The sequence below is a fragment of the Mycolicibacterium holsaticum DSM 44478 = JCM 12374 genome (assembly GCF_019645835.1).
GTDB lineage: Bacteria > Actinomycetota > Actinomycetes > Mycobacteriales > Mycobacteriaceae > Mycobacterium > Mycobacterium holsaticum.
In genome coordinates, this window is record NZ_CP080998.1 from 195,520 (window position 1) to 206,802 (window position 11,283).

The 11,283-nt window shown below is 69.6% G+C and carries 12 protein-coding genes; 8 read left to right on the top strand and 4 right to left on the bottom strand.

From position 1 onward, the window contains the following. Positions 1-106 precede the first annotated feature (106 nt). The 7 genes from K3U96_RS00970 (at position 107) to K3U96_RS01000 (ending at position 7,081) form a co-directional block, all read left to right on the top strand. Complete coding sequence (locus K3U96_RS00970) at positions 107-772, top strand: nitroreductase (RefSeq protein ID WP_069405761.1); 666 nt, start codon at positions 107-109, stop codon at positions 770-772. 65 nt (positions 773-837) lie between these two features. Further along, a complete protein-coding gene (locus K3U96_RS00975) occupies positions 838-3,627 on the top strand; it encodes a helix-turn-helix transcriptional regulator (RefSeq protein ID WP_220691783.1) in 2,790 nt (929 codons plus the stop codon). Between the two features lie 115 nt (positions 3,628-3,742). Continuing rightward, positions 3,743-4,297, top strand: a complete 555-nt coding sequence (locus K3U96_RS00980) for a sigma-70 family RNA polymerase sigma factor (protein ID WP_069405763.1) — start codon at positions 3,743-3,745, stop codon at positions 4,295-4,297. Positions 4,298-4,310: 13 nt separating this feature from the next. After that, on the top strand, positions 4,311-5,033 hold the full coding sequence (locus K3U96_RS00985; RefSeq protein WP_069405764.1) for an SDR family NAD(P)-dependent oxidoreductase: 723 nt from the start codon (positions 4,311-4,313) through the stop codon (positions 5,031-5,033). 13 nt (positions 5,034-5,046) lie between these two features. Continuing rightward, positions 5,047-5,457, top strand: a complete 411-nt coding sequence (locus tag K3U96_RS00990) for a cupin domain-containing protein (RefSeq protein ID WP_069405765.1) — start codon at positions 5,047-5,049, stop codon at positions 5,455-5,457. A gap of 5 nt (positions 5,458-5,462) precedes the next feature. Beyond that, entirely contained in the window at positions 5,463-6,356 is an 894-nt protein-coding gene (locus tag K3U96_RS00995; protein ID WP_110917338.1) for a hypothetical protein, read from the top strand. A gap of 29 nt (positions 6,357-6,385) precedes the next feature. Beyond that, on the top strand, positions 6,386-7,081 hold the full coding sequence (locus K3U96_RS01000) for a DUF899 domain-containing protein (RefSeq protein WP_220691784.1): 696 nt from the start codon (positions 6,386-6,388) through the stop codon (positions 7,079-7,081). Here the strand turns inward: K3U96_RS01000 and K3U96_RS01005 are convergent. From K3U96_RS01005 to K3U96_RS01020, 4 genes are read right to left on the bottom strand one after another with little or no spacing between them, the layout of a single operon-like run. Then, a complete protein-coding gene (locus tag K3U96_RS01005; RefSeq protein ID WP_220691785.1) occupies positions 7,078-8,151 on the bottom strand; it encodes a M42 family metallopeptidase in 1,074 nt (357 codons plus the stop codon). The two genes, K3U96_RS01000 and K3U96_RS01005, sit on opposite strands and share 4 nt — an antisense overlap. A gap of 42 nt (positions 8,152-8,193) precedes the next feature. Beyond that, entirely contained in the window at positions 8,194-8,427 is a 234-nt protein-coding gene (locus K3U96_RS01010) for a hypothetical protein (protein WP_220691786.1), read from the bottom strand. A gap of 22 nt (positions 8,428-8,449) precedes the next feature. Further along, positions 8,450-9,910, bottom strand: coding sequence for a protein adenylyltransferase SelO (locus tag K3U96_RS01015; RefSeq protein ID WP_220693349.1), 1,461 nt, complete (start codon positions 9,908-9,910; stop codon positions 8,450-8,452). Positions 9,911-9,958: 48 nt separating this feature from the next. Beyond that, complete coding sequence (locus K3U96_RS01020) at positions 9,959-10,213, bottom strand: ANTAR domain-containing protein (RefSeq protein WP_069405770.1); 255 nt, start codon at positions 10,211-10,213, stop codon at positions 9,959-9,961. Between the two features lie 158 nt (positions 10,214-10,371). On the opposite strand from K3U96_RS01020, the gene K3U96_RS01025 reads away from it, so the two are divergent. Then, a complete protein-coding gene (locus K3U96_RS01025) occupies positions 10,372-11,265 on the top strand; it encodes a mycobacterial-type methylenetetrahydrofolate reductase (RefSeq protein ID WP_069405771.1) in 894 nt (297 codons plus the stop codon). Positions 11,266-11,283 lie beyond the last annotated feature (18 nt).

Genomic DNA, 11,283 nt, shown 5'->3' on the forward strand with positions numbered 1-11,283 from the left:
CCAGGGTGAGAATTCCGGGCCAGGGGATGAGATTGCGGCCCGCCGTCCGTTTCTGGTTGCCAGGAAGCTGCCGAGCTTCGGCGATCGTGGGAGGAGGGCGCGCTTCATGGACGTCTATCAGGCCGTCAGAACCCGACGGGCGGTTCGCGGCTTCACCGACCGGCCCGTCCCGAGGGAGACCCTCGAACGCGTGCTGACCGCGGCGGCCTGGGCGCCGTCCGGGTCGAACATGCAGCCGTGGCGCGTGTTCGTGGTGACGGGCGCACCGCTGGCCCAGCTCAAGAAGCTCGCCGTGGAACGGGTGGCCGCGGGTGACCCATGGGACGAGCGACAGTACGAGATGTACCCGCCCAAGCCGAAATCCCCATACGCCGAACGTCGGTCGGCGTTCGGCAAAGAGCGCTACAGCGCGCTCGGCATCGCCAGGGAGGACTGGGAGGCACGGCAGCGGGCCGCCATCGCGAACTGGGACTGCTTCGGCGCCTCCGCTGCGCTGTTCTGCTACATCGACCGCGACCTCGGCGCGCCGCAATGGGCCGATGCCGGCATGTATCTGCAGACCGTCATGTTGTTGCTGCGTGCCGAGGGTTTGCACAGCTGTCCGCAAATGGCCTGGTCGCAGGTTCGCACGACGGTCGCCGAGGTGGTGAAGCCACCGGCCGAGCTGATCCTTTTCTGCGGGATGTCCATCGGCTACCAGGACGTCGCACTGGCTTCGCCCCGCACGGGCCGCGCCCCGCTCGACGAGACGGTCACCTTCATCACCGACTAGCTGTCCCGGGCGTGCCCTTGTTGGCGCTGTGAAGCGGTACAAGCAGGGCTACTATCAATTCCGCTATGACGGACGGCGGCGGTGCACAGCGCCTGCTCGGTCGCGTCACCGAGTGCGACATTCTGCGCAGCCTGCTTGCCGACGTCACGTCCGGAACCAGCCGGGTGCTGCTGCTGCGCGGTGAGGCCGGTGTCGGCAAGTCCGCCTTGCTCGATTACGTCGCCGCACAGGCCTCGGACCTTCGCCGCGTCCATGTGGCCGGTGTGGAGTCCGATATGGAGCTCGCGTTCGCCGGCCTTCAGCAGCTGTGCGCACCGCTGATGGCGTACGCCGACGACCTGCCGAAGCCGCAGCGCGAGGCGCTGGGTGTGGCGTTCGGCCGCGGGGTGGGACCGACACCGGACCGCTTCCTGGTCGGCCTGGCCGTGCTGAGCCTGCTGGCCGCCGCCGCCAACGACGAACCGCTGCTGTGCCTGATCGACGACGCGCAATGGCTCGACCAGGTTTCGGTGCAGACGCTGGCGTTCGTGGCGCGGCGGCTGATGGCCGAGCCGGTGGCGCTGATCTTCGCGGCCCGGTCAGGCAGCGCCGAGACGCTGACCGGGCTCGAGGAACTTGCGATCGGCGCGTTGTCGATCGGCGACTCGCACGCCCTGTTGGACTCCGTCGTCATGGGCCCGATCGACGAGCGGGTGCGCGACCGCATCGTCGCCGAGACCAGAGGCATCCCCCTGGCGCTGCTGGAGGTGCCCCGCAACGTCTCGGCAACCGAACTCGCGGGCGGGTTCTGGAACCCCGGCGTGCGGCCGTCGGCCGGGCAGATCGAAGAAGGGTTCGTCCGCCGAATTCAGGTCCTGCCCGCCGACACCCGCCGGTTGTTGCTTGTCGCGGCGGCAGAACCGGTCGGTGACGTGGCGCTGTTTCTGCGGGTGGCCGCGCAGCTCGACATCCCGGTCGACGCGTTGGGTCCCGCCGAGGCCGCCGGGGTGATCGAATTCGGCGCGCGCATGCGGTTCCATCATCCGCTGGTGCGATCGGCCGCATACCGGGCCGCCGACCTGGCCGACCGCCGGGCCATCCACGGTGCGCTGGCCGAGGCCACCGATCCGCAGCTCGACCCGGACCGCAGAGCCTGGCACGCCGCAAACGCCGCCGCGGGACCCGACGACGCGGTGGCCGCCGAACTGGAAGCCTCCGCCGACCGGGCCCAGACCCGGGGCGGCGTGGCCGCCGCGGCCGCGTTTCTCGAGCGTGCGACGGGGATGACGTCGGACCCGGCGCTGCGCGTGGCGCGGGCGATCGCAGCGGCGCAGGCCAAATGGCAGGCCGCCGCACCGGCGGCCGCCCACGAACTGCTCGCGGTCGCCGAACTGGGACCCCTGTCCGAGCTGCAGCGCGCTCAGGTGGCGCGGCTGCGTGCGCAGATGGAGTTCGCCCGCAGCCGCGGCGGTGACGTCGGGGCCCCGTCGCTGCGGGAACCCGCCACGCGGTTGCTCGACGCGGCGCGGCGCCTCGAGGACCTCGACGACGAACTGGCCCGCGACGCCTACCTCGAAGCGCTCGCCGCCGCCATGTACGCCGGCCGGCTCGGTGAGCCGACGGCGATGACGGCCGTGGCCGACGCGGCATGCGTTGCGGTGCGCCGAGTGCCCAAGCTGCACCGCCCCATCGATCTGCTGCTCAGCGGCATGGCCGACCGGATCGCCGGCGGCCCGCGGGCCGGCGCCGAGGCGATGCGCACCGCGCTGGAACTGATGTGCGCACGCGGTCATCGGGACGCGGGCCAGGCGCTGCGCTGGATGACGTTGGGGCTGGCGATCGTTCAGGAGTCGGCCACCGGCGAGCTGTGGGACGACGAGCTCTACCACCAGCTGGCCGGCGACGTCGTCCGGCAGGCCCGCGATGCCGGCGCACTGGCCGTCCTTCCGCCCGCCCTTGCCTACCGCGCAGGCGTACACGTTCTGGCGGGTGAATTCACCACGGCGGCAACGCTTATCGAAGAGGCTGCGTCGATCACCGCGTCGACGGGGTACGCCCCGCTCCGATACCACGCCCTGTCGCTGGCGGTGTGGCGGGGAAGCCCGGGGACCGCAGGCCTGCTCGAGTCGGCCGCCGCCGAGGCCACCGCCAGGGGGGAGGGCCGCGTGCTCGGACTGACCGGCTACCTCGCCGCGGTGCTCTACAACGGGCTCGGCCGGTACCAGGACGCGTTCGTCAGCGCGCGGCGGGCATGCGAGTTCGAAGATCTCGGCTTCTTCGGTTGGTGCCTGACCGAACTGATCGAAGCCGCGGTGCACACCGGCCAACAGCAGGCCGCTGCGGCGGCGCTGCAGCGTCTCGAAGAACACGCCGGTGGCAGCGGAACCGATTGGGGGCTGGGCATGTTGGCCGGCGCACAAGCGCTGTTGGCCGACGACGATCAGGCCGACGACCTGTTCACCGACGCGATCGAACGCCTCGAGCGCACCCGTATCGCGGTGTTCCTCGCCCGCACGCATCTGCGCTACGGGGAATGGTTGCGCCGGATGAACCGCCGCGTCGACGCCCGCACCCACCTCAACCAAGCCCACGAGATGTTCACCCGGATGGGCGCGGAGGCGTTCGCTGAACGCGCCCGGAGGGAACTGACCGCCACCGGCGAGAAGACACGGAGGAAATCCGGCGGCTCCGGTGATGCGCTGACGGCTCAGGAGGCCCAGATCGCGCGGCTGGCCAGCGAGGGGCTGACGAATCAGGAGATCGGCGCACAGCTGTTCATCAGCACGCACACCGTCGAGTGGCATCTGCGCAAGGTGTTCGTCAAGCTCGGCGTCACCTCGCGCCGCCAGCTGCGCAAAGTCTCGTGGGCTAGCTAGCGTCGCCACTACGGACTACGGACTACGGACCACTGACTACGGATTACCAAGGGTTCGGTTGGTCCGCGGGCCGACAAGTCTGATCTCGACAGGTACGCCAACCTCGGAGGTCAGCATGAAAGTCGTCGCAGGCGGCGCAGCCGAACCGGAGCACGGACTGGCGGCCCGCTTCGCCAGGGAAGCCGAACCGCACTTCGACGTCCTGGCGCGGCGCGCGCGCCGGCTGGCCCGCAGCGAAGCCGACGCCGACGACCTGCTGCAGGACACCCTGTTGCACGCATACGCGGGCTTTCACACCTTCCGCGATGGCAGCAACCTCAAGGCGTGGCTGTTCCGGATCCTCTACAACCGTTGGGTCAGCACGCACCGCCGCAAACAACGCCGCCCCGTGGAGGTTTCGGTCGCGGCCATCACCGAGCACGACTTGGTCCATCGGTCCGCCGAAGCCGAAGTGCTCGATGCGTTGCCCGACACGGACGTCAAGACGGCCCTGGACGCGCTGCCCGAGGGTTTTCGTCAGGCGGTCTACTACGCCGACATCCAGGGCTACACCTTCGCCGAAACCGCCGAGCTGCTGGACATCCCGATGGGCACCGTGATGTCGCGGGTGTCACGGGCCCGCCACCGGCTGCGCATCGCCCTGGCCCCCGCCCCAGCCCGTATCGCCTGAGAAGGGAATGCAAATGGAACTCACCAACTACACGGCGCTGGTCACCGGTGGCACCGCCGGAATCGGCCGGGCCTGCGCGGCGCTGCTGGCGGCCGAAGGCGCCTCGGTCATCATCACCGGAAGAGACCGCACCCGTGGCCAGGCCGCCGCAGAGCAGATCGGCGCGAACGCCCGCTTCATCCGGGCCGACCTCTCGGATCTGGAGTCGGTGCAAAACCTTGTCCGCCAGGCCGGTGACGTCGACATCCTGATCAACAACGCGGCCAGCTTCCCGGGCGCCCCGACGATCGAACAAGACGTCGCCTCGTTCGAGAAGACGTTTGACACCAACGTCCGCGGCACTTACTTCCTGGCGGCCGGTCTGGTGACGGGCATGCTCGAACGCGGGCACGGGTGCATCGTCAACGTCACCAGCATGGTCGCGTCCAAAGGCGTTCCCGGCGCATCCACCTACAGCGCCTCCAAGGCCGCCGTCGAGTCGCTGACCCGCACCTGGGCCGCCGAGTTCGGCAGGTACGGCGTGCGCGTCAACGCCGTCGCACCCGGTCCCACCAAAACCGAAGGGGTGGCGGCGGAGTGGGGCGAAACCAACGAGGAACTCGGCCGCTCGCTGCCGTTGGGCCGCACCGCCGATCCCGAGGAGATCGCCGACGCGGTGCTCTTCCTCGCCTCGCCCCGCGCGAGTTTCATCACCGGATCCACCCTGCACGCCGACGGCGGCGGCAGCGCAATCTGAAGGAGGAGAACCGATGTCCAAGGAATACGACCCGTCCTGGCAGACGGCGTTCACCGTGGTGCAAGAGACCAAGGCGCCGCTCATATCCGACGCCGCGCACGCCATGACCGTCGTCGTCGAGTACCCGCCCGGCAGCGCGGGCGCCCCGCCGCACCGGCACCCGGGCGGACCGGCGTTCGGGTACATGCTCGAAGGCGAGATGCTGTTCGAGCTCGAGGGTGAGCCGCCGCGGGTGCTCAGGGCCGGTGAAGCGTTCTGGGAACCCGGCGGCGACGTCATCCACTATTCGGACGCCAACCACCGCGACGACATCGCGAGCCGGTTCGTGGTCACGATGTTCTGCGCGCCGGATCAGCCGATGATCGTTCTCGTCGACGACGAGGAACTTGCCGCCCGCGAGCACCTACGCGTTGGCCGGAGCTGATCGCGATGTCCAGAATCCTTCTACAGACCACGATTCCGGAGAACTACGACGACTGGGACATCAGCCGGTTCGCGCTGCTGGCCAACGAATTACGGGCTGCCGGCCACGACGTGGTGGCGCGCAACCGGGCAGGCGACGGGGATGATCCCGTGCTGAGCCATGTCGACGACCTGGGCTTCGATCAGGTGTGGCTGATGGCTGTCGACGTCGGCAACGGCCTGAGCGCCGCCGACGCCGACGCCATCGTGAGGTTCCGGTGCAACGGCGGCGGTGTGCTCACCGCCCGCGACCACCAGGATTTGGGCTGCTGTCTGCTGCGGCTGGGATCGGTCGGACGCATCAACCTGTTCCACGACCCGAACGTCGACCGGAGCCATCTGTGCGACGACCGGGACACCCCGACCATCTCGTGGCCCAACTACCATTCCGGCGCCAACGGCGACTACCAACCCGTCTTCACCGCGGGGCCGGTGCACGAACTGCTGCGGACCGCCCGCACCGCCAGCGGGCGCATCGAATGGTTTCCGGCGCACCCGCACGAAGGCGCGGTGTCGGCGGAGGTGCCGTTTGCGACCATGGTCGCCCAGGGCCGCAGCGCGGCCACCGATCGTCGGTTCAACCTCGCGGTCGCGCTGGACGGCGAACCGGGTCCCGACGGGCGACCGATGGGCCGCGCGCTGGCCGAGTCGACCTTTCATCACTTCGCCGACTACAACTGGGACGTCGCGTGCGGTGCGCCGTCGTTCGTGTCCGAACCGCCCGGTGCGCAGATCACCGCCGACCCGGCGCGGCTGGCCGTCTTCAAGGATTACGTTCGCAACATCGCGGCGTGGCTGCATCCCGCGCCGGCCGCCCGGGAAGAGGCCGACGATGAGTTTGGCGCGCTGAGCCGGTCATAACCTGTATGACACGAGCAGGAGGCGCACCGATGACCAAACACGCCGCGATGCCGCCCGTCGTCGACCACGACACCTGGCGTGCGGCCCTCGACGAGCTGCGCGCGCGGGAGAAGGCCGCGACCCGTGAGCTGGATGCGATCGCCGCCCAGCGCCGGCGGCTGCCCATGGTGGAAATGCCCGACTACACCTTGATCGGCGAACACGGGCCGCTGCGCCTGGCCGACGTGTTCGAGGGGCGCTCGCAGCTGATCGTCTACCACCACATGTGGACCGACGGCGCGCAGTGGCAGTGCGGTGGCTGTACCGGTTTCACGTCCCAGTTCACCCGGCTGGAGTTCCTCGACAACTACGACGCCCGCTTTGTCATCGTCACCAACGGGCCGATCGAGGAGGCGCTGGCGTATCGCGACAAGGTGGGCAACCGGATGGACTGGTACTCGTCGTCGCTGAGCCCGTTCGGCGCCGACGTCGACGCCCCGCCCGGCGGCGGTTTCGGGGTCAACGTGTTCCTACGCGCGACGGGTCCGTCGGGCGAGGACCAGGTGTACCGCACGTGGCACACCAACGGCCGCGGCACCGAACAGCTCAGCCACACGTTCCCGCTCATCGATTTGCTGCCGTGGGGTCGCCAGGAGGACTGGCAGGACTCACCCGACGGCTGGCCACAAGGCCCGGCGTATGCCGGCTGGTTGGACTCACCCGATATCGCCGCGCAGTACGGCTAGCCGGGCCGCACCAGGAACTCGGTCAGCAGCTGGGCCATATTCGGAATCGCTTGGCGGGCAATGACTTCGTAGCCATGGGTGCTCAGCGTCGGCACGCACAGCAACCCGGCGCGCGGGGTGAGCCCGGTGCTCTTGGCGTGTGAGGCGTCGGATTCGAACGCGCCGAGCACCGCCGCCTGCGGTGACAGCCCCAGGTCCAGCCCGATGCCCATCAACGCGTCGGCGACGTCCTTGTCGTAGACGCATTGCTCGTCGCTGTATCCGACGATCGGGCCGCCGCGCACCGAGGTGGCGTACTCCGCCTCGGTCGGGCCGACCTCGAGCGCGATGGTGAGGTCGCCGGGCAGGATCCGGCCGGCGTAGGAGCCGCCCACGCCGCCGATCTCCTCGCTGGTGGTGAACACCAGGTACACGTCGTGGGCCGGGCGGCGGTCGTGCAGCACACGCGCGGTTTCCAGCAGCGCGGTCACCGGGGCGCGGTCGTCGAGGAAATAGCTGCCCAGGTAGCCGTCGCCGATGTCGACGAGCGTGCGCTTGCTGCGGTCGATGCACACCCGGGTGCCAGGCTGCACCCCGGCGTCGGTCAATTCCTCGGGGGTGTGGCCGGTGAAGACGTAGACGTGCATCCAGTCCAGCGATTTGTCGCCCTGGTCGGGTTTGGTCTCCCAGATCCGCAGGCTTTCCTTGGTGGTGTGCTCGGAACCCAACGTCAGCACGCCGCACACCGTCTGACGGTCACCGAGCAACACCACCGGGCCGAGCCCGAAGTTGCCCGGGTACATCGTGCCCAACGGCGTCAGGTGCACGGTGCCGTCGCTCTCGACACGTTTGACCAGCATCGACAACTCGTCCAGGTGGGCCATCACCCGGGTCGCCGGCCCGTCGTCGCCGCGATGGTCTGCGCGGATCAGACCGATCAGGTTTCCGGCCGGGTCGATCCACACCTCGTCGACGTGCGGTTCGAGCTCTCGACGGCAGATTTCGCGCACCGCCTGCTCCTGGCCGCACGGCCCGTACGCCCACAGCAGCTCCTGCAGCAGGGCGCGGCGTAGTTGATATTGATCGGACACCGCCCACGAGTTACCGCAGACGGCGCGGCGGAAACCCCGGCGCTACTGGACCGGCGGATGCGGGAACGGCGGCGGCGCCGGGACGCACAACCCGGTATTGACGTCGAGCGCCTTGCCCGGCACGCAGAATGGCGAACAGCCGTAGATGACGCCGGTCTCACCCGGCGCGCACCCGACGTTGCCGGGCTGGGCCACGGCGACGGCCGGCGAGAGGGGGGCGGCCGCCACGGCGGCCGTGAAAAGTACAGCAGTCACCGAGCGGCGCAGAAAACCCATGCTCGGCAGTCTAGGCCGCAGGTCACGTCCCGCAGAAGGTTTGGTATCTCCCGAAGTCCTCCGGCGCGGGCTCGGCGTAGCGCTCCAGCCCGGACCGTTCCTGGTAGGGCGTGGTCACGGCGGCCAGCAGCTGCCGTGTCGGGGCCAGATCCCCGTCGGTCGCCGCGGTCAGGGCCTCCTCGACGAGGTGGTTGCGCGGGATGTAGACGGGGTTGACCCGGCCCATCAGTTCGGCGTCGGGATCACCCGCGCGCCATCGGGTCAACCACGCGTCGAACGCCGCGAGGTCGACGAACAGCCGGCGCGCCGGTTCGGTGTCACCGCGCGCCGCGGAGCCCAGGTGCCGGAAGAACGAAGTGAAGTCGACGTGGCTGGCCGCGAGCTGCTCGAGCAGCTCGTTCATCAGCGGCGCCTGCGTCGCAGGATCGCCGGTGAGCCCCAGCTTGGCCTGCATGCCGCTGGTCAACGCCTGCTGGAACCGCACGCTGAAGCCCTCGAGGCGGTCCTGGGCGATCGCGATCGCCTGTTCTTGGTCGTCGGCGAACAGCGGCAGCAGCGCCTCGGCGAGCCGGGCCAGATTCCAGCCGGCGATCGTCGGCTGGTTGCCGTAGGCGTAGCGGCCCCAGGAGTCGATCGAGCTGAACACCGTTTCCGGGTCGTAGGCCTCCATGAACGCGCACGGGCCGTAGTCGATGGTCTCCCCGGAGATCGTGGTGTTGTCGGTGTTCATCACGCCGTGCACGAAACCGACCAGCATCCACCGCGCGACCAGATCGGCCTGCACGGCGATCACCGCGTCGAACAGCGCCACATACGGGTTGTCGGCGCCGGCGGCGGCGGGGTGGTGGCGGGCGATGGCGTAGTCGGCCAGGCGGCGCACCAACGCGGGGTCTCCGGTCGTCGCCGCGTACTGGAAGGTGCCGACCCGCAGGTGGCTTTTCGCGACCCGGGCCAGCACCGCGCCCGGCAACAGCGTCTCCCGGGCGACCGTGCGCCCGGTCGCGACGACGGCCAGCGACCGGGTGGTCGGGATGCCCAGCGCGTGCATCGCCTCGCTGATCACGTACTCGCGCAGCATCGGCCCGACCGCCGCCAGCCCGTCGCCGCCGCGGGCGAACGGGGTGGCTCCTGAGCCTTTGAGATGCAGGTCGCGCAGTTCGCCGTCGGCGGTGGTGAGCTCACCGATCAGCAGCGCGCGCCCGTCGCCCAGCCGGGGCACGAACCCGCCGAACTGATGACCGGCGTACGCCTGCGCGACCGGGGTGGCGCCGTCGGGAACCCGGGTGCCGGTCAGCAGCCGCAGCCCCTCGGGGCCGCGCAGCCAGTCGGCGTCGATACCGAGTTCGGCGGCCAGCGGTTCGTTGAGCACCAGCAGCCGCGGGTCCGGCGCCGCGTCGGCCTGCCAGCGGACCGCCAACTCGGGCAGGGTGCTCGCGTAGTGGCCGGCGAAGGCCACCGACTGATTGGGGCCGGGCGGTGCGATGCTCACCCTGTCCACAGTACGAGCGGCCGGGGCTCCGTCACCCTGGTGTCAACCGATGGTGAACCGCTCCGGTGTGGTCAACAGCGGCCCCCACTCGGCCAGCACCGCGGCGCGGGCCGCGGTGTTCGGGCACTCCGCATGGCCGCTGGCCGCCGTGACGAGCGCGTCGGCGAGGGTGAACAGCGGTACCTGATGCTGCTGGGCGGCGCGGATCATCTCGCGAAACGCCTCGTCGACGGTGCATTGGCGAAGTGCGATGAGAACACCTTCTGCGGTGTCCAGGCCTTTACGTCCGGGTGTCATGACTCCGTTGGTACCTGTCGCAGGCAGCACGGAGGTAACCGTGCGCTGGGAATCGGCTGAGAGCTACGGCCGTCCCGGCGTCTGTGCGGCCGTATCTTTGCGGTCTGTATGGTGAGGCTCCCGGGGGAGGGGCGCGGATAGTGATTGAGGAGAGCCCGGTGACGCTGAACACCATCGCGCTCGAGCTCGTGGCGCCCAACGTGGACCGCGGACACGAGCAGGCGCGCGAAGACGCGCACAAGGTGCTGCGGTACTCGGCGCAGACGGGCCTGGACGGGCGTATCGGGCACGTGATGATCCCCGGGATGATCGAGGAGGACGACGACCGGCCCGTCGAGATGAAGCCGAAGCTCGACGTGCTCGACTTCTGGTCGGTGCTCAAACCCGAGCTGCCCGGCGTCAACGGGCTGTGCACGCAGGTCACCTCGTTCCTGGACGAACCGGCGCTTCGGCAGCGGCTCGCCGAGCTGTCCGGCGCCGGGTTCGACGGCATCGCGTTCGTCGGAGTGCCGCGCACGATGGCCGACGGTGAAGGCGGCGGGGTTGCGCCGACCGACGCGTTGTCGCTGTTCGCCGACGTGGTGCCCAACCGCGGGGCGATCCTCATCCCGACCCGCGATGGCGAGCAGGGCCGGTTCACGTTCAAATGCGACCGCGGCGCCACCTACGGCATGACCCAGCTGCTGTACTCGGATGCGATCGTCGGGTTCCTGCGGGACTTCGCCGCGACGACCGACCATCGGCCCGAGATCCTGCTGTCGTTCGGGTTCGTGCCGAAGATGGAGAGCAAGGTCGGGCTGATCCACTGGTTGATCCAGGACCCCGGCAACGCCGCCGTCGCCGAGGAGCAGGAGTTCGTCAAGCGGCTGGCCGGCACCGACCCGAGCGAGAAGCGCAAGCTGATGGTCGACCTGTACAAGCGGGTGATCGACGGCGTCGCCGAGCTGGGCTTCCCGCTGAGCATCCACCTCGAGGCGACGTACGGGGTATCGGCCCCGGCGTTCGAGACGTTCGCGGAGATGCTCGCGTACTGGGCGCCGGACGCCACCTGATTTTCGCCCAAAGGGACA

Excerpts from the sequence above, each read along its gene's own strand:
- K3U96_RS00985 (WP_069405764.1), top strand. The coding sequence starts at position 4,311 with ATGGAACTCACCAACTACACGGCGCTGGTCACCGGTGGCACCGCCGGA.
- K3U96_RS00995 (WP_110917338.1), top strand. The coding sequence starts at position 5,463 with ATGTCCAGAATCCTTCTACAGACCACGATTCCGGAGAACTACGACGAC.
- K3U96_RS01000 (WP_220691784.1), top strand. The coding sequence starts at position 6,386 with ATGACCAAACACGCCGCGATGCCGCCCGTCGTCGACCACGACACCTGG.
- K3U96_RS01010 (WP_220691786.1), bottom strand. The coding sequence starts at position 8,427 with ATGGGTTTTCTGCGCCGCTCGGTGACTGCTGTACTTTTCACGGCCGCC.
- K3U96_RS00970 (WP_069405761.1), top strand. The coding sequence starts at position 107 with ATGGACGTCTATCAGGCCGTCAGAACCCGACGGGCGGTTCGCGGCTTC.
- K3U96_RS00975 (WP_220691783.1), top strand. The coding sequence starts at position 838 with ATGACGGACGGCGGCGGTGCACAGCGCCTGCTCGGTCGCGTCACCGAG.
- K3U96_RS00980 (WP_069405763.1), top strand. The coding sequence starts at position 3,743 with ATGAAAGTCGTCGCAGGCGGCGCAGCCGAACCGGAGCACGGACTGGCG.
- K3U96_RS01020 (WP_069405770.1), bottom strand. The coding sequence starts at position 10,213 with ATGACACCCGGACGTAAAGGCCTGGACACCGCAGAAGGTGTTCTCATC.
- K3U96_RS00990 (WP_069405765.1), top strand. The coding sequence starts at position 5,047 with ATGTCCAAGGAATACGACCCGTCCTGGCAGACGGCGTTCACCGTGGTG.